General features: G+C 53.2%; 21 protein-coding genes and 1 riboswitch. Of the genes, 15 read left to right on the forward strand and 6 right to left on the reverse strand.

Annotated features, from left to right (window positions below):
* Positions 1-161: 161 nt before the first annotated feature.
* Positions 162-944 carry an MBL fold metallo-hydrolase gene (locus BLR64_RS14225; protein WP_090715086.1) on the reverse strand — a complete coding sequence of 261 codons (783 nt, stop codon included), beginning with the start codon at positions 942-944 and terminating at the stop codon, positions 162-164.
* A gap of 205 nt (positions 945-1149) precedes the next feature.
* Here BLR64_RS14225 and BLR64_RS14230 point away from each other — a divergent pair, with 205 nt between their 5' ends.
* The 11 genes from BLR64_RS14230 (at position 1150) to BLR64_RS14280 (ending at position 9669) form a co-directional block, all read left to right on the forward strand.
* On the forward strand, positions 1150-1878 hold the full coding sequence (locus BLR64_RS14230; protein ID WP_090715089.1) for a hypothetical protein: 729 nt from the start codon (positions 1150-1152) through the stop codon (positions 1876-1878).
* A gap of 16 nt (positions 1879-1894) precedes the next feature.
* A complete protein-coding gene (locus BLR64_RS14235; protein ID WP_068723127.1) occupies positions 1895-2290 on the forward strand; it encodes a GntR family transcriptional regulator in 396 nt (131 codons plus the stop codon).
* A 16-nt stretch (positions 2291-2306) separates the two neighbouring features.
* Positions 2307-3236: an ATP-binding cassette domain-containing protein gene (locus tag BLR64_RS14240; RefSeq protein ID WP_090715090.1), complete on the forward strand. Its 930-nt coding sequence runs from the start codon at positions 2307-2309 to the stop codon at positions 3234-3236.
* 3 nt (positions 3237-3239) lie between these two features.
* Positions 3240-4142 (forward strand): ABC transporter ATP-binding protein, encoded by a 903-nt coding sequence (locus BLR64_RS14245; protein ID WP_090715092.1) that lies wholly within the window; start codon positions 3240-3242, stop codon positions 4140-4142.
* The gene (locus tag BLR64_RS14250) at positions 4135-5448 is read left to right on the forward strand and encodes an ABC transporter permease (protein ID WP_090715094.1); all 1314 of its coding nucleotides are present in this window, start codon (positions 4135-4137) and stop codon (positions 5446-5448) included. Before BLR64_RS14245 ends, BLR64_RS14250 begins: the two co-directional genes overlap by 8 nt.
* A gap of 35 nt (positions 5449-5483) precedes the next feature.
* A complete protein-coding gene (locus BLR64_RS14255) occupies positions 5484-5678 on the forward strand; it encodes a hypothetical protein (RefSeq protein WP_090715095.1) in 195 nt (64 codons plus the stop codon).
* Between the two features lie 57 nt (positions 5679-5735).
* Positions 5736-6950 carry a TraB/GumN family protein gene (locus BLR64_RS14260; RefSeq protein ID WP_090715097.1) on the forward strand — a complete coding sequence of 405 codons (1215 nt, stop codon included), beginning with the start codon at positions 5736-5738 and terminating at the stop codon, positions 6948-6950.
* Between the two features lie 131 nt (positions 6951-7081).
* Positions 7082-7318, forward strand: coding sequence for a hypothetical protein (locus BLR64_RS14265; RefSeq protein WP_090715098.1), 237 nt, complete (start codon positions 7082-7084; stop codon positions 7316-7318).
* 113 nt (positions 7319-7431) lie between these two features.
* Positions 7432-7630, forward strand: a riboswitch (cyclic di-AMP (ydaO/yuaA leader).
* Positions 7631-7741: 111 nt separating this feature from the next.
* The gene (locus tag BLR64_RS14270) at positions 7742-8149 is read left to right on the forward strand and encodes a hypothetical protein (RefSeq protein WP_090715099.1); all 408 of its coding nucleotides are present in this window, start codon (positions 7742-7744) and stop codon (positions 8147-8149) included.
* A gap of 124 nt (positions 8150-8273) precedes the next feature.
* A complete protein-coding gene (locus BLR64_RS14275) occupies positions 8274-8651 on the forward strand; it encodes a MerR family transcriptional regulator (RefSeq protein ID WP_090715101.1) in 378 nt (125 codons plus the stop codon).
* 16 nt (positions 8652-8667) lie between these two features.
* A complete protein-coding gene (locus BLR64_RS14280) occupies positions 8668-9669 on the forward strand; it encodes an oxidoreductase (protein ID WP_090715102.1) in 1002 nt (333 codons plus the stop codon).
* A gap of 73 nt (positions 9670-9742) precedes the next feature.
* Here BLR64_RS14280 and BLR64_RS14285 read toward each other — a convergent pair whose 3' ends face one another.
* The gene (locus BLR64_RS14285) at positions 9743-9982 is read right to left on the reverse strand and encodes a glutaredoxin family protein (protein WP_090715104.1); all 240 of its coding nucleotides are present in this window, start codon (positions 9980-9982) and stop codon (positions 9743-9745) included.
* Positions 9979-10305 (reverse strand): bacillithiol system redox-active protein YtxJ, encoded by a 327-nt coding sequence (ytxJ, locus tag BLR64_RS14290; protein ID WP_090715106.1) that lies wholly within the window; start codon positions 10303-10305, stop codon positions 9979-9981. Before ytxJ ends, BLR64_RS14285 begins: the two co-directional genes overlap by 4 nt.
* Positions 10306-10527: 222 nt before the next feature.
* Between ytxJ and BLR64_RS14295 the strand changes: the two genes are divergently transcribed.
* On the forward strand, positions 10528-11169 hold the full coding sequence (locus BLR64_RS14295; RefSeq protein ID WP_244157708.1) for a ThuA domain-containing protein: 642 nt from the start codon (positions 10528-10530) through the stop codon (positions 11167-11169).
* A gap of 102 nt (positions 11170-11271) precedes the next feature.
* Here BLR64_RS14295 and BLR64_RS14300 read toward each other — a convergent pair whose 3' ends face one another.
* Positions 11272-12183: a CHAD domain-containing protein gene (locus tag BLR64_RS14300; protein WP_090715107.1), complete on the reverse strand. Its 912-nt coding sequence runs from the start codon at positions 12181-12183 to the stop codon at positions 11272-11274.
* 249 nt (positions 12184-12432) lie between these two features.
* Between BLR64_RS14300 and BLR64_RS14305 the strand changes: the two genes are divergently transcribed.
* Positions 12433-13350 carry a lipoate--protein ligase family protein gene (locus BLR64_RS14305; protein ID WP_139171977.1) on the forward strand — a complete coding sequence of 306 codons (918 nt, stop codon included), beginning with the start codon at positions 12433-12435 and terminating at the stop codon, positions 13348-13350.
* Positions 13351-13679: 329 nt separating this feature from the next.
* Here the strand turns inward: BLR64_RS14305 and BLR64_RS14310 are convergent, their stop codons facing one another.
* Positions 13680-13886, reverse strand: a complete 207-nt coding sequence (locus tag BLR64_RS14310) for a hypothetical protein (RefSeq protein ID WP_090715110.1) — start codon at positions 13884-13886, stop codon at positions 13680-13682.
* Between the two features lie 77 nt (positions 13887-13963).
* The gene (locus tag BLR64_RS14315) at positions 13964-14743 is read right to left on the reverse strand and encodes a carbon-nitrogen family hydrolase (protein WP_090715112.1); all 780 of its coding nucleotides are present in this window, start codon (positions 14741-14743) and stop codon (positions 13964-13966) included.
* Positions 14744-14925: 182 nt separating this feature from the next.
* Here BLR64_RS14315 and BLR64_RS14320 point away from each other — a divergent pair, with 182 nt between their 5' ends.
* A complete protein-coding gene (locus BLR64_RS14320; protein WP_090715113.1) occupies positions 14926-15360 on the forward strand; it encodes a MarR family winged helix-turn-helix transcriptional regulator in 435 nt (144 codons plus the stop codon).
* A 41-nt stretch (positions 15361-15401) separates the two neighbouring features.
* A complete protein-coding gene (locus tag BLR64_RS14325; RefSeq protein ID WP_068723156.1) occupies positions 15402-16040 on the forward strand; it encodes a nitroreductase family protein in 639 nt (212 codons plus the stop codon).
* Positions 16041-16061: the final 21 nt, after the last annotated feature.

The following is a 16061-nucleotide window of genomic DNA, read 5'->3' on the forward strand; positions in this document are numbered from 1 at the left end:
CACCCCCGCACCCCCGCCAGTAGTCCGGCCAGCTAATCCCTTTAACCTCCGCCAACCCCAGCCCTATCGGCCACGCCCATTAAAGTGTGCTTCTTCGTCTACCCTCTCCCTATAATGTTCTAGCAGTTTCCATCTTCCCAACAGGCCTACTACTCACCAGTCTAGAACCGCACACTAAACCCGTTAAACGTATGAATGCCTGTGCCGAAAGAAATCAGATTTTTTTCTCTCAGTGTCTTAGCGGCGAGCTTTACCTCAACCAGGATTTCCGGTTCCAGTCCCAGCGTATTGTGAGAGCCGAAGACTTTAGTGACACCGGGGATGTCCGCGATTCGCTCCCACGAACGGACCAGGTCTGCGGGGCTTGTCGAAGGATAAAAGGCATAGACTGGCGTCTCATCATACAGCAAGTCACCTGTGAACAGATAACCGGAGGCTCCCTCGAAAAAGCACACATGTCCCGGTGAATGCCCCGGCGTATGATATACCTCAAGGCTTCGCCCGCCCAGATCAATGATCTGGCCATCCTCTAGCAGTCCGGCCGGCCTGCCGCAATAAGGGGTATAAGTATCTGCATTAAAGCCCTCCGGCAGCGACTGGCTCAGATCACGCACAAGATCCGCCCTAATGTGCTCAATCGATAAGCCCTGTATCCCGTGGACGAGCCAGTCACAATCGCCTTCATGCACATAAATTTCACTGAACAGCCCATGGCCCCCGATATGGTCGGTATGGACATGGGTGGTGAGGACAAAGACCGGGAGTGTAGTCAGCCGGGTGGTTACCTCCCGGATATTACCGATACCGAGTCCGGTATCAATCAGGGCGGCCTTCTGCTGCCCGAGCAGCAGGAAGGAGTGGACCTTCTCCCAGTGCCCGTATTCACTAATGGCAAAAGTGGATTCGTCTATGCGCTGCACCGTAAACCAAGGATTATTCATCATTTATGTCTCCCTTGAATAATGTTTGTCCTAAGCCGCATCTTCACAGTAGCATAACCGGACGCACTGCGAAATTCCAAGATTTTCATAAAAAACTATTGACGGTGGAAAAAACAGGACATATACTGTGTATATAGATATACACAGTAAGCACACAGTAATCACAATGTGCTGTATATCTGCTGAATTAAAGTGAGGTTAAAGCAAAATGACAAACTTAAGACAGGCTTGGATCATTGTAAGAAGCGATTTCAACGGCGACAGGCTAAAGTTATTATGGTCACTGCTGTGGGCTTTGCTGTTCATGGGTTATATGGGTGGGCTGACCAGCATGATCATTCAGGATACGCTGGGTAACGGAGACGGTAAATTTCTTGCCGACATCATGTTCATGACAGTCATTCCGATGCTCGGCTTCACCTTTTCCAAGCGGACGATGAAATACCTGACGGAGGATTCCTACACCCGGATGCTGGCCTATATGCGAACCTTGCCTATTCCCGCTGCTGTGATTCTCTGCAAAAGAAAGCTGCATGCAGTCTTTTCCATCGGACTGAACGGAGTGGTCTTTTTCGGACTTATCTATGCAATCAGCAGTAATCTGCGCCATGAGCTGCCGTTTCCGGATTATCTGGCGTTTACGCTAACCTGGATGGGTCTGGCACTTGTTATTTCAGGGCTTTATATTTTTATCGAGCTGCTGGCAAGCGGGAGAGCTTACTTTTTCTACGTGCTGCTCTTTACGCTCATTTACATCGGGACAGCACTGCTGACCTGGCTGGCTGGCGGAAATCTTATTTTGTACACTGTCAGCTGCTCCAGGGAGTGGGGGCTGCTCTCCCCGCTGATGTGGGGAACGCTGATACTCGGAACCCTGTCGGTTCAGCTCTTCTCCGCATGGACGATACACCGGCTGAAGAGCCGCGATCTCGTATGAGAGGGCGGGGGTAAGGATGTGGATACCCATTCAAATTAATGAAAACAGCGCCGAGCCGCTCTACTCGCAGATTGAGACACAGCTGCGGTCACTCATCATAGGGGGCAGTATTACTGAAGGAACGCTGCTTCCCTCCATCCGTGAATTTGCGGGAGAGCTGAAGTGCAGCGTCATTACAGTCCGCCGGGTCTATCAGGATCTGGAGAATGAAGGGCTGCTGCGGACAAGGCAGGGCACAGGCACATTTGTCTCTCATGTCGGAGCAGGTGCGATGGAGGAATATAAGCGGGAAGCGATCCGCAAAGCGCTTGAAGGTGCGGTCGATGTAGGATTGTCTGTCCAGTGCACTGCAGAAGAGCTGACCCGGATGTTCACAGAAATTGTAGAGAGTAAATACAACACACAGTCATGAAAGGTGGGGGCGTTTCATGGTACAGCAGGCCATAGAACTGCGGAATGTAAGCAAGAAGCGGCATAAGCGGACGGTCGGGCCGCTTAATCTCAGCCTTCCGCAAGGCTATATTACCGCACTGGTCGGACAGAACGGCTCCGGTAAAAGCACACTGCTGCATATGCTGCTGCAGCTGAGCTTTCCGGAGAAGGGGGAAATCCGCTGGTTCGAACAGCCGCATGCCGGAGGGCTGCCGCTTGCGCTCCGTCAGGGAATAGCCTATGTGCCGGAGACTTCACAGGCGGAAGAGAATTACTGGACGGCAGAGGAGGCGGCGGATTTCCGTCGGCAGTGGTATCCTTCCTGGGACCAGAAGTACTTTGAAGAGCTGGTCCGGAAATTCGAGATTCCGCAGGATGCCCGGCTGGGCAAAATGTCCAAGGGGGAACGGCGCAAATTCGAGATTGCTGCTGCGCTGGCCGCACGGCCCCGCCTGCTGCTGCTGGATGAGCCTTCTTCCGGACTTGATCCGTTTGCCTGGAAGATCATGATTGAAACGCTGCGCAAATTTATGGATGATACAGACGCAACTGTGCTGATCTGTACTCATATTGTTGAAGAAGTGCGGCGGCTTGCCGACTACATTGTGCTTATGCACCAGGGACAGCTGCTGGGCATGGCTGAGAAAGACAGCCTGTTCGGCTTATGGAACGAGGTCTGGGTGAATACGGCGGATGAAGAGGAGCTGCAGGAGCTGGCGGCGGAGCTTCCGGAAGCGTTGCATTTTGGCTGGGAGCAGCCTGGCGTAGCCTCTTTTATAATCCGGGAATTTTCCCGGAATGAGAAACGCATCCTGGATCTGGGCGTAAAGGTAATCAAGAGCCGGGCACTGGAGCTGGATGAAATACTTAGCCTATGGACACAAGGACATCGTCCGGTCCTGTTAGACCAGAAGAGAGGGGATTAACCAATGGAAGCTTTGAAGCTGGAACAGGTAGTGAAGCAGTACGGTGAAAAGACAGCGGTTAACGGTATTAATCTGAAGGTGGAGCAAGGCGAGATTTACGGGCTGCTTGGTGCGAACGGAGCCGGAAAAACAACAACAATGCGTATGGTGCTTGGCCTGATTTATCCCGATGAGGGGAAAATTCTCTACAACGGCAAGCCGTTCAGCAACGAGTTGCAGCATCTGATGGGTTATCTTCCCGAAGAACGCGGCCTGTATCCGAAGGTGAAGGTCAGCGATCAGATTATCTATCTTGCCCGGCTGCGCGGGATGGCTGCCGGCGATGCGGAGAAGAGCCTCCGTTACTGGCTGGACCGCTTCGAGGTTCCGGAATACTACAACAAGAAAATTGAAGAGCTGTCAAAAGGAAATCAGCAAAAAATGGGCTTTATTGCCGCCGTCGTCCACAAACCGCAGATTCTAGTGCTGGATGAAGCATTCAGCGGACTGGACCCGGTTAATGTGGAGCTGTTGAAAGATACGGTCAAAGAGCTGCGCGACCAGGGCACAAGTATTCTGTTCTCCACCCACCGGATGGAGCATGTGGAGGAGCTGTGCCGTCATATTACAATTCTCGACCGTTCCAATACAGTGGTGCAGGGTGAAATCCGTGAGATCAAGAAGAGTTACCCGCGTGAAGAGGTTATTCTGCGGACAGCCGGAGAGGTTCCGGGACTTGAGGGAATTGCGGGTGTGACTGCAGTCCAGCGGCAGGAACGCGGTTATGTATTATCAATCAGTGAGATTGGCGCTGCCCAGCAGATTCTGCAGCACGCCATTGTTGCCGGCGAGGTCGAGCACTTCGAGATTAAAGAACCGACACTAAACCAAATCTTTATCAGAGCGGTGGGTGAATCGAATGAATAAGATGGGAACGATTATTGGATTTACTTTTAAAAACAAGGTGAAGACCAAGGCTTTTCTTATAACAACGCTTATTATGGTTATTCTGCTGAGCATCGGAATGAACATTCCTTATTTTATTAAAGTGTTCAAGGGTGAGGATAAGGCTGATGGCGGAAACCGGAGCCAAATCGCAGTCATCGCTGAACCGGGTAATCCGGCGGCTGAGCTGCTATTGTCCTCTGCTGCACCTGCCGCACCTGCTGATCAGGAGGAAGATACGTTCGCAGTAACATTCGCGTCCTATCCTTCTGCCGATGATGCAGCGTTGAAGGAGGGCATGGATAAAGGCGATATTGAAGGTTACCTGACCTTCGGAGAGGCAAGCGGAGAAGGATTGCCGCCTGTAACCTACCACAGTGAGGACGGCGAGCTTGACGGTGAGCTGCAGACCTACCTCCAGAGCGCTTTACAGGCAGTCAACACACAGCTGATTGTCGGTGACAAGCTGACGGACAGCCAGGTTGCCGCCATGTATGCCCCGGTGACGATTGCTACCCAGGAGCTTAGCGCTGGCGGGACCCAAGGCGGGGAAGAGGCTGAGCAGACGGCCGCAACGATCAACTACGTCGTGGTATATGTCCTTCTGATCCTGTTCTTCATGTCCATTATGATGACCGGAAATATGATTTCAGCAGAAGTTACCTCGGAGAAAAGCTCGCGTATCATGGAGATTCTCATCACGAGCGCTTCCCCGCTTACACAGATGTTCGGCAAGGTCATCGGTATCTTCCTGGTCGGACTGATGCAGATTGCAATTATTGCGCTAAGCGTAACCGCCAATCTGATGCTGCCGCACAACTCCGGTATCCTTGCTGATTTTGAACTGGATCTGAGCCAGCTGAGCATCGGGCTGCTGGTCTACGGATTGATCCTGTACATTCTCGGTTACTTCCTTTACGCCCTGATTTATGCGGCAGTCGGTTCAATTGTCAGCCGTACTGAGGACCTCGGCCAGGCAGTAATGCCGATTATGATGATCGGCTTCGTGAACTTCTACGTTCCTTTATTCAGCATATGGTCTCCCGATACAACCTTGATCAAGGTAGCCAGCTTTATTCCGTTTACCTCACCGCTCAGCATGCTGCTGCGCATCGGGGTCGGCCAGGTGGCCTTCTGGGAGATTGCCGTCTCACTGGTTATCCTGCTGGTAACCACATTCGTGTTCGGCTGGCTGGCAGCGAAGATTTACCGCACAGGCGTCCTGATGTACGGCAAACGCCCTAGCATCAAGGAAATCAGAAAAGCAATGAAGGCTTACAAAATCTAATAATATAAAAATTAAAATGTGAGGAGCAACCCAATATGATGAACAAGAAAAATCAGAACATTCTATTTCTTGCAGTATGTGCCTGGAACATGATTATGTTTGGTCTTGTAATCGATACAGGCGGTTCTCCGGTGCGTGACTTCATCCAGGGGCTGACAGTAGGATTAAGCGGTGCAGCAGTCTTGGTTATGCTGTGGGGTCTGGCAAAGGAACGCAGAAGCAGAGCGTAACGTTCATCCTGTATTTATCATAGAAAATTCTATATGAAGCTGAAGGAGACAACGTTGATGAAGAATTGGAAGCAAATGCTATTCTCTCTTACTCTTTCCGCAGGTCTGCTTACCGGAGCGGCAGCTCCAGCTCTGGCTGCTCCGCAGCAGCCGGCAGTAAAAGTGAATAACCAGACCGTAGAATACAAGACAGGATCACCGGTCAACAATCAGGGTACCATGCTTGTTCCGCTTAGGGCTACGCTCGAGGCGATGGAGGCGAAGCTGCAGAATGCGGCTGGTGATACCATCTACGCAATCATTGACGGCAAAGCCATAACATTAAAAAGCAAGCTGACGGTAATCAACGGTGTAACGTATGCACCGGTCCGGGTTCTCGGTGATGCTGCAGGTTACGAGGTCAGCTGGGATGCCCAGACCCGTACAGTCATCCTAAAATCCAAGACTGCTGTAAATACTGCAGGCGGCCGCGGCTTCATGTGGGAAGTGGAAAGCAACGGCAATACCGTGTATCTGGTCGGCTCCATGCATATTGCCGATGACAGCTTCTACCCGCTGAGCCCGGAGTTTGAAGAAGCCTTTGCCGAAGCTGATTATCTTGGTGTAGAAATCGATATCAGCAAAGCAGCTGATGAAGCGCAGCAGAAGCTGGTGCTGGATATGGGGATGTACCAGGATGGCACTACACTGAAGGATCATATCTCCGGTGAGACGTATGCCAAGCTGGGCTTGGTGCTGAAGCAGGCAGGTCTTCAGGCAAATGCGCTGGATCAATTCAAGCCATGGGTAGCCGAATCAACGCTCAGCAGCCTGAAGTCAGCGACGGCCGGCTACGAGGCTTCCTCCGGAATCGACTTGTATTTTATACAGAAGGCGATTGAGCGCAAGCTTCCGATTGTAGAGCTGGAATCCTATGAGTCTCAGCTGGGCATGTTCAACAACTTCTCCAAAGAGCTGCAGGAGGCTAATCTGCTGGCTGCGATCGAAAACTACGATGAGATTGATGACAGCATCGATGTGATGGCCGAGATCTGGAAATCGGGTGATGATGAGCTGCTGCTGCAGCTGACCAACAGCTTTGCCGGGGATGCAGAATACTACAAGGCCATGCTGGTTGACCGCAATATCGGTATGGCCGACAAGATTGACGGATATCTCAAAAACGGCAAAAACGAGGAGTATTTCATCGTGGTCGGCGCTGCACATTATCTGGGTGAGCATGGCATTGTGAAGCTGCTGCAGGATAAGGGATATACAGTAGTCCGGAAATAGATGCAAGAATAGAAACGGGTGTCGTCCTGACGGGACGGATACCCGTTTCTATTTGGTGCAAATGACTTAATCTGCCGGGGGCTGGTGATCCGGCCGGCAATAGTGTACCTTTGTACTAAGGAGTGGTAATCTTGAACATTAATTTAAAAACACCTGTACTGGTCGCTGTTTCCGTCCTGCTGATTATAGCCAGCAGCCTGCTGCAGCCGGAAGGGAGCACACTGCTGGGAGCGCTGCAGACACTACTGCTGGGCCTGGGCATCCTTGGCTGTCTGATGGCTTTTCTGCGGTTTGCCAAGAGCAGTAAAAATAGCAGCAGCAAAGGGAAGGAAACGCAGAAATTTAAAGGACCGAAGAGAAAAGGATGAATGTAAGCGTTATTCGTAGAGTTTCTTCCCTTCCCGGAGGTTATTCCGCCCGGTTTGGCGATTTACAAGCGGATGCTCTTAAAGGTATGATACATCTGTTTAACCCCAATTAAATAGAATATCCGCTTAATTTCCGTCTACGGAAAGCGGGGGAACCAACAACCGGAGTCAGGGTGCAAGCAGGCCGGCCGGTTATGGGGTGAATCCTGGCAGCTGCGTGAGGTGTGAAATCTCAATGCAGCGGACAGGTAGGGCGACTCTCAACGCCCGAATCCGGCAGCTAACCTCGTAAGCGTATTGCAGAGAGGATCAGCGCATTGTGACCGTTAACTGGACCACAAAGGGAATCCTTTGTGGTTTTTTGCTGTGCTTTTATAGATTTGTTCAGATAGAGATGGAGTTGAGGGGAAAGGGGAGACGGAAATGGACGTTCAGGAAGAATATGTGCTCATCTGTGCGCCGACAAAGGCGGGAGAGCAATTTATCAAGCTGCTTAAAATGAAGGGCTGCAGATTTGCAGGGCTTGCCAATAATCCGGCTGAGAAGCAGCGGCTGGCGGAGCTGGGGGTTGAGAAGATTTTTGAGGTGGATACCCGGCATCTGAATACCTGGCTCAGACCGCCGTTTCCGGTAGGCCGGATCTATCTGTTCGAGAGCAGTGTCGCTTTATGCTGCCGTTATGTGCAGATGTGCCGCACGTGGACGAGCGGGCCGATATCCGTAATTACGACCTCCATGAGACCAAGGTTAGTCTATAAAGGGCTGGGGGCAGACAATGTCATCTACAGCCACAGCGGGCAGGTCAGTCATTTGGCTGCAGAGTGTGAATGAGGCGGAGCCTGAATGCCAGCGGCTTAACATTTAGCCCTTGACTTGGACCATACTCCAGCGGATATCATTCACCCTGTAAGCAGCAGACAGCCGTAGAGCCGGCAGAGAAAGGAGGCTTCCTCAGATGGAGTCTGTGTATACTATCGCTGAAGTGGCAGAACGCACAGGGTTAAGCCAGGATACCATCCGCTATTATGAAAAAATAAAGGTACTGCCTCCCCCTGGACGCAGCGGAAACGGCCAGCGCGCGTACAGCAAACCGGAGCTGGACCGGGTGCATTTTGTAGCCATTCTCAAAAGAACACATATGCCTCTGCGCAGTATCCAGGATTATATACAGGCTTCATCAGCAGCTGATTACGACCAGTGCTACAGCGTACTTGAAGAACATCAGCGGCTGATTGAGGACCAGCTTGCCGAGCTGACGACTGCACTGGAGCTTATGAAATATAAGCTGAACAACTTTCAGGAGCTGAAGGACGGCAAATTCCTGGATAAGTGAACAGGGAGGTAATTTCATGGAGACAGTAAGTAATACGGCTTTAAGACGGCAGCAGCCCCTTCTGTCCGGATTCGGCCCGCAATCAACAGCAGAGGAAGTGCTGGAGGGCCGTGACTTGAGCGGTAAAACAGTAATTATTACCGGAGGATATTCCGGACTTGGCCTGGAAACAACACGTGTGCTGGCAGAGGCAGGGGCTTCAGTCATCGTACCGGTGCGGACGCCAAAAAAGGCGGCTGAGGCATTGGCAGGACTGCCTAATGTTACGGCGGCTTCGATGGATCTGCTTGATCCGGGATCTATTGATGCCTTTGCGGAAGGTTTTATGGCGGATGGGCGGCCGCTTGATCTGCTGATTCTCAGCGCAGGCATCATGGCAACACCGCTTGTCCGCGATGTGCGCGGATATGAATCGCAGTTCGCGGTGAATCATCTGGGGCATTTTCAGCTGACAGCAAGGCTCTGGCCGGCCCTCCGCCAGGCGGTTTCAGCGCGGGTAGTTGTTGTTTCCTCACGGGGTCACCGGATCAGCGGCATCGATTTCGCAGACCCGAATTTTGAGCAGAGGGAATATGAGAAATGGGCGGCATACGGGCAGTCCAAGACCGCAAATATCTTATTTGCGGCAGAGCTGGACAAGCGGGGGAAGGAGTATGGCGTCCGGGCTTTCTCGCTGCATCCTGGAAGCATTTTGACGGATCTGTCACGTCATCTGAGTGAAGACGAGCTGCGTGCGATGGGAGCGCTGGATGAAACGGGCAAGCCTATTCCCGCCAGCCGGACAGCAGGGCGGTTGAAGACGGTCCAGCAGGGTGCGGCGACCAGCGTATGGTGTGCGGTCAGTGAATTGCTGGCTGACAAGGGCGGGGTGTACTGCGAGGATGCCGATGTCGCCGGTGTGGCTTCGCCTGAATCACGCCAGTCCCCCGGCGTAGAGCCATATGCGGTTGATCCGGACAACGCCCGGCAGCTGTGGACGCTAAGCGAAGACATGGTTGGTGTAAAGTTTGAATTTTGATCCTACAAAAAAAGGTATTCCCCGGGCTTCGGACCAGGGAATACCTTTTTTTATTTATACTGCAGCCACCAGATTATCTGGCGGCGGCAATCAGTTCCTGAAGCTCAGGCAGATTGAAGCCTTTAACGGCACGGTCGCCGGATACCGTTACCGGGATACCCATAAAACCGAGCTTTTCGACTTCCTCCTGGTATACTGAGCTTGCCATAATATCGCGCACCTCAAAAGGAATGCCCTGATTGGTGAGCAGCTGCTTGACCTGATTGCAGTCACTGCAGCCTGCGGTGGAATAGACAATTACCGGCTGGCTCATTGCTCAACGGCCTCCTTGATGGCACCCCGGGTGATTTTCCAGTGGGAGGTGTTCCAGCTCACTTCGCTGCCGTCCAGCAGGAAAATCTGCGGGGATTCATGCTTGATGCCGAACTCTTCGGCAATCTGATTGGAGACCGGACGGTCCTCAATGACATGGACAATCGCTGCCGGTGTATCCGAGCTTTGGACATAAGCCTGGAACTCCTCATGCGCTTTGGCGCTGATCGGGCAGGTTGTGCTGTGCTTGAAAAGCAGTTTTTTGCCGGGTTGCCCGACATATTGGTGCAATTCGTCAGAAGTATGCAGCTGTTGAATAGACATCGAATATCGACCTCCTGGGATACAAGATTAGTGAGCAGTACTGCCGGTTAAGAATAGCTGTTAACCTGTAACTATGATTGTAGCATAGTTCAAAATTAAAGCAAAAAGGCTTTTTCCCGGGTTGATGTCCGGAACGTTGTAAAAACCCGAGGGCCATGCTAAGGTGAGTGAGACAGGCATAACGGCCAAAACAGACCTGACATGAAAGAGGTGTAATTTCTGATGCCAGAATTGAAAGCCCTTGCACTGGGCAGTTACAGCGAAGTGAAATATCATCCTTTTGCCGGAGTGGATCAGGCATTTCAAGAGATTTTGTCGCCAGCGTTTACGGTCGAGCCTTCAGAGGATTACGGGCTGCTGAATCCGCAGACACTGGCTGACTATTCGCTGGTTGTGTCTTACACTGAGTTTTCTGATCACAAAATTGCTCCGGCCCACAGCGGGGCCCTGCTGTCTTACATCGCCGGAGGCGGCGGCCTGCTGGTGGTTCATAACGGAATCTCCATGCAGCGCAATCAGGAGCTGGGAGTGATGCTGGGCGGGCATTTCACCCATCACCCTGACTATACAGCGCTCGGGATCAATATACCGGCGGCCGTACGGGAGCATCCGATTGTCCAGGGGATGGAGGATTTTGTGATTGAGGACGAGCCGTATTATTTTGACATGCAGCCGTATTTCGAGACTAATGTACTGGCGGAATATCTGCACGGGGGAGCGATGCGGCAGGCGGCCTGGTGCCACGAATTCGGGCTTGGACGGGTTGTCTACCTGATGCCGGGGCATCATCTGCCCTCCTTCTCCGTTGAACCGTTCCGCAGACTGATCAGCAGAAGCGCCCAATGGGCAGCCAAGCTGCTGTAATTCCGACTGGCATGGCCTGAAACAGGGGCTAAGGGTAAAGTAAAAAGCGGGAAGCGGCATGTTAATCATGCGCTTCCCGCTTCTTTTATAAGAGACGGATTATTAAGCTTCACTTGAAGGAGGCTGAAGCTTCCCGGTAACCGGTACAACCTCATTATGATATAGCGCTTCCAGCACTTCGTTCTTCAGGCTGTCGGTGAAGGAGCTCCAGGTTTTTTTGCCTACACCCAGCTCGTCGCGTCCAATGGACTGCAGCGTATCCAGCCAGACCCGTTTATCGTTAATAATGCCAAGCTGCTCCTGAATGTTCTTATAGTATTCCTCATGGGTATGAAATTTCTGATTGAGTGCAAAAGAGGCCGCATTTGCGGTGTAGCGCAGCTCCTTGGCGGCAATTCTCAGGTCATGCAGGGCTTCAAAGGCTTCGGCCGATACGGCATCTGGTCCCTTGAACAATGTCTTGCAGGTTTTTTTCTTCTGATCGAAAGCAACCTCAAGCTCGCGCATAACGACGTTGGCATCCTTTTTCAAGACCAGGGACTCCAGCGGTCCTGCCAAAAAATCGTTCCACAAGCCGTCCAGTTCCTTCCCGGCCAGCTGCGGAAGCTCGGCTTCCAGCTTCTTGCGGTGCTTTTTGCGCTGATCCTTCTGGTGCTTAATGACCGCCTTCAGCAGTCCGGCAGTCTTGTCATCGCCGTCCTTCTTGGCCACCTTGCGCCGTTCCTTGAAGGATTCGATCAGGACATCGGCATCCCGGACCTTGCCGAGCCGCTTCTGGGCTTTTTTGAAGCGGAAATAGAGCTCCGAGGCGGCGGAATGGCCCGGGTCAAGGATGGACAGCAGCGTCAGCAGCTTCCGGCTGTTCACTCTCGCCTGGTGAATATCCTCCTCGCCGAAGCCTTTGAGCGCATCCTTGCTGTAATCTCGGAAATTCACGTACAGCTTGATCATTGCCTGTTCCCACTGCCGGGTTTTATTCGTCTGCTTGTCCTTTGCCAGTTGGTCTACGGTCATGCGGCATCACTCCTATACGTTGTGTATTGCTGTTGCATGAGCTTTGGCACAGCCTCGTTCTAATGCTGGGACCTTCTTCCTTGATATAAGGATAACGGTTGCCGGAGCGGAATTCAAATGACTTCACAGCTCTTTTGTGGGCGCGGACGGGGGGATAGGGTACAATAGAGCAAAACTGGTAAAGGCTGAGGAGTGCCGGGCTTGCAGCGTGCCAAATCACATTATAAACAGGAAAAGGGGAAATCATCAGTGGGTTCATATGAAGAAGCAGGGGAAATTGGCAAACTGTTTGAAGGGCAAAAGCAGAGCTCTGCAAGTGAGCTTCCTTCCCGGCTGGTACTATTCGAGCATCCGGCGGAGGAACTGACAGCCGAAGAAGCCGGTGATATGCTGATTCCGTTCGCGTTCGAGGAGGCGCTGTGCCGTGATGTCGGAGCCGGACTGGTCCCGCCGTGCCTCCATATCTGGAGCCATCCCGGCGGGGTGGTGCTCGGACTGCGTGACAGCAAGCTGCCCCATGCGGCGGCGGCGATGGCCGGGCTGGAGCAGGCCGGCTACCGCACGGCTGTCCGCCATTCCGGAGGGGCGGCTGTGCCGCTCGACACAGGCATTGTGAATGTGTCGCTAGTGTTGCCGAAAGCTCCGGGCAAGCTGGACTTTCACGATGACTTCCGGCTGCTGGCTTCGCTCATTGCCGAAGCCGCAGCTGCCAGCAATCCGCAGGCGGCTGCACAGATCAGGGCAGGCGAAATCGCCGGCTCGTATTGCCCCGGCGATTTCGACCTGGCCATCGGCGGCCGCAAATTCTGCGGCATCGCCCAGCGCAGACAGAGCGGCGCGTACTTCGTGCACGCGTTCGTGGTGGTCTCCGGCTCCGGGCGGAAGCGCGGAGAGCTGATCCGCGGATTCTATGAGACTGCGTCCGGAGGGGACGAGTCGCTTGACTATCCGCGGGTCCGCCCGGAGACGATCGCCGCGCTGGGCGAGCTGGGCGGACCGGATGCGGCGGCCGTGTACGCCGCAGGCATCCGGCAGGCTGCCGAGCGCCGGGGCGTACAGCTGACTCCGGCCGGCAGGCTGCGGCAGGAGACCGGCTATGATCTCCAGTACAGCGATCCGCGTGTACTGGAGACGGCAGCGACGCTGCGGCAGCGCTATGCCCGCTGAGAATGCGGGCGTAGCGCTATGCGCTTGCCGTTAGCGCTCCTGAGGGTCTTTTGCATTTGCTTTTATAGTCCCGTAAGGGCCTCGCACGTTCTACATAGTCCCCCGGAAAGTCTCCGGAACTTTCGGAAAAGTTACTGTTAGTAAAGCTAAGTGGAAAAACGCCACCTATTTCACCGAAGATTCCGGCTACCAAGAAACTAAGTAGAAAAACGCCACTTAATTTCAGCAGAATGTTCTACAAAGCGATAAAAGGCCCGAAATAAGTGGCGGTTTTCCAACTAATCTCCACGGTTGCGGCAAAATATTGGAATTAAGCGGCAAAAATCCAACTAATCGCCGATCACCCCAAGTCTGCCGCGCCCGCAAGCCCGCCAGTCTGCCGCGCCCGCAAGCCCGCCAGTCTGCCGCGTCCGCAAGCCCGCCAGTCTGCCGCGTCCGCAAGCCCTCCAGTCTGCCGCGCCCGCCGCGTCCGCAAGCCCGCCAAGTCCGCCACACCCGCAAGCCTGCCAGTTCGTTACGCCCGCCAAGTCCGCCACACCCGCAAGCCTGCCAGTCCGTCACGCCCGCCAAGTCCGGCTAATGCATTGCTCAGACAGTTACCCCGATTACAAGTCTACAAGTACAGCTCCGGCCGCCGGTCGGCAAAGACCGGGATCTGCTTCCGCACCTCACGGACTTTGTGCAGGTCAATTTCGCCCGTTACAATCTCTTCTTCCTCTCCGGCTTCACATATCACCTCACCCCAGGGATCAATGATCATGGAATGCCCGGCGAATTGGTTCGCCGGATCGGCGCCAGCGCGGTTGCAGGCGATAACATAGCACTGGTTCTCGATGGCCCGGCTGATCAGCAGGGCGCGCCAGTGGGCAAGCCGCGGCTCGGGCCATTCGGCACTGACGAACAGGAGCTCAGCCCCCTGGGCCGTATGGGCACGGACCCACTCCGGAAAACGGATATCGTAGCAGATCAGCCCGGCACACCGGGCATTGTCCAATGTGAACAGCCCTTTGGCTTCACCGGGCTGCAGGTACAGATGCTCATCCATCAGCCGGAACAGATGCAGCTTGCTGTATTCACCGGCCAGACCGCCGCTGCGGTCAAAGACGTACATACTGTTGGTAATTCCGGCAGGACGGCTGCTGGCTACTGAACCGGCGACAATATGAACGCCGAGCTCCTTCGCTAAGGCAGACATTAAAGCTTTCGTTTCCTGGCCGTCAGGATCGGCGATGCGCTCCAGCCGGGTGAGATCATAACCGGTCGTCCAGAGCTCGGGCAGGATCAGGCAATCCGGCCCGGCTGCAGCAGCTTCACGGATGCGCTGCTCTGCAGCCGCATAATTTGCAGCGGGATTGCCGAATGCTATATCAAGCTGGATCAGGGATATTTTCATGCGTCAGCCTCCTCAGACAGAACGTGAGTGTATAGTTCGAAATTATAGTTGGATCTGCTGATAAAGCAACCTGCAGTTTGGAGTTACAAGAAAATTAAAGAAGGATAGTTGACGGGTCAATTAAATAGGTGTAAACTAATTTTCGTCAACAAGATTTTGTGCAATCTAATGTTTGGAGGAGGATGCGATTGACGGGATGTCAGTCTGAGGATGATCAGATTCTTGAGCTGCTGCAGGCACTGAACAAGGGCGTCAGCCCGAAGTTTGAGCGGTGCGCAGGCATCAGTCCCACGCGGCTCCGCCTGCTTCACCAGCTGTTCCAGGTTGAAGAGATCAGCCAGATTTCGCTGCAGCGGGAGATTGATATTGACCCTGCCGCCATTACCCGGCACCTGAAGGGACTGGAAGAGAGCGGAATGATCAGCCGCCGAAACAATCCTGCCGACAACCGGGTCACTCTGGTCTCGCTGACACCGCAGGGGCGGGAACGGGTGCATAGCTACAAGGAAGAGAAGAAGCGTTTTATCAGCAGTCTGCTGGCCGGCTTTGATGAAGCCGAGCGGAAGACGCTTGAAGACATGCTTATCCGGCTGCAGCATAACATCAATGGAATGTAGCCTTATACCATACATTAACCAACTGAAGGAGCGTATTTTTCATGACTACAACAACAAGAACCAATGATTTCAATTCCATCATTACCGGCCGCCGCTCGGTGCGCCAGTATGATCCCAGTGTGAAGATCAGCAAAGAGGAAATGACCGAGATTCTTACCGAAGCTACACTGGCACCGTCTTCTGTTAACATGCAGCCTTGGCGTTTCCTTGTCATCGAAAGTCCTGAGGCCAAATCCAAGCTGGCTACAATCGCCAAGTTCAATCAGGTGCAGGTAGAAACCTCTGCTGCCATGATTGCTGTATTCGGGGATTTGAACAACTTTGACTATGCCGAAGAAATTTACGGTACTGCCGTAGAACGCGGACTTATGCCGCAGGAAGTCAAGGAAGGCCAATTATCCCGTCTGGCTGTACATTTTGCCAATCTTCCCGCAGATATTAACCGGGAGACTGTAATGATTGACGCGGGTCTCGTCTCGATGCAGCTGATGCTGGCTGCCCGTGCCCACGGTTACGATACCAATGCCATCGGCGGCTTTGAAAAAGATCAGATCGCTGAATTGTTCGGAATGGACAAACAACGCTATATTCCGGTTATGCTAATTTCCATCGGTAAAGCTGCAGCCGAAGGCTACCAGTCTGTACGCCTGCCAATCGACAAGATTGCCGAGTGGAAATAATAATATACACTCATATACAGG

The organism is Paenibacillus typhae (assembly GCF_900099765.1).
GTDB lineage: Bacteria > Bacillota > Bacilli > Paenibacillales > Paenibacillaceae > Paenibacillus_AQ > Paenibacillus_AQ typhae.

Excerpts from the sequence above, each read along its gene's own strand:
- BLR64_RS14225 (WP_090715086.1), bottom strand. The coding sequence starts at position 944 with ATGATGAATAATCCTTGGTTTACGGTGCAGCGCATAGACGAATCCACT.
- BLR64_RS14230 (WP_090715089.1), top strand. The coding sequence starts at position 1,150 with ATGACAAACTTAAGACAGGCTTGGATCATTGTAAGAAGCGATTTCAAC.
- BLR64_RS14235 (WP_068723127.1), top strand. The coding sequence starts at position 1,895 with ATGTGGATACCCATTCAAATTAATGAAAACAGCGCCGAGCCGCTCTAC.
- BLR64_RS14240 (WP_090715090.1), top strand. The coding sequence starts at position 2,307 with ATGGTACAGCAGGCCATAGAACTGCGGAATGTAAGCAAGAAGCGGCAT.
- BLR64_RS14245 (WP_090715092.1), top strand. The coding sequence starts at position 3,240 with ATGGAAGCTTTGAAGCTGGAACAGGTAGTGAAGCAGTACGGTGAAAAG.
- BLR64_RS14250 (WP_090715094.1), top strand. The coding sequence starts at position 4,135 with ATGAATAAGATGGGAACGATTATTGGATTTACTTTTAAAAACAAGGTG.
- BLR64_RS14255 (WP_090715095.1), top strand. The coding sequence starts at position 5,484 with ATGATGAACAAGAAAAATCAGAACATTCTATTTCTTGCAGTATGTGCC.
- BLR64_RS14260 (WP_090715097.1), top strand. The coding sequence starts at position 5,736 with ATGAAGAATTGGAAGCAAATGCTATTCTCTCTTACTCTTTCCGCAGGT.
- BLR64_RS14270 (WP_090715099.1), top strand. The coding sequence starts at position 7,742 with ATGGACGTTCAGGAAGAATATGTGCTCATCTGTGCGCCGACAAAGGCG.
- BLR64_RS14275 (WP_090715101.1), top strand. The coding sequence starts at position 8,274 with ATGGAGTCTGTGTATACTATCGCTGAAGTGGCAGAACGCACAGGGTTA.
- BLR64_RS14280 (WP_090715102.1), top strand. The coding sequence starts at position 8,668 with ATGGAGACAGTAAGTAATACGGCTTTAAGACGGCAGCAGCCCCTTCTG.
- BLR64_RS14285 (WP_090715104.1), bottom strand. The coding sequence starts at position 9,982 with ATGAGCCAGCCGGTAATTGTCTATTCCACCGCAGGCTGCAGTGACTGC.
- ytxJ (WP_090715106.1), bottom strand. The coding sequence starts at position 10,305 with ATGTCTATTCAACAGCTGCATACTTCTGACGAATTGCACCAATATGTC.
- BLR64_RS14295 (WP_244157708.1), top strand. The coding sequence starts at position 10,528 with ATGCCAGAATTGAAAGCCCTTGCACTGGGCAGTTACAGCGAAGTGAAA.
- BLR64_RS14300 (WP_090715107.1), bottom strand. The coding sequence starts at position 12,183 with ATGACCGTAGACCAACTGGCAAAGGACAAGCAGACGAATAAAACCCGG.
- BLR64_RS14315 (WP_090715112.1), bottom strand. The coding sequence starts at position 14,743 with ATGAAAATATCCCTGATCCAGCTTGATATAGCATTCGGCAATCCCGCT.
- BLR64_RS14320 (WP_090715113.1), top strand. The coding sequence starts at position 14,926 with ATGCGATTGACGGGATGTCAGTCTGAGGATGATCAGATTCTTGAGCTG.
- BLR64_RS14325 (WP_068723156.1), top strand. The coding sequence starts at position 15,402 with ATGACTACAACAACAAGAACCAATGATTTCAATTCCATCATTACCGGC.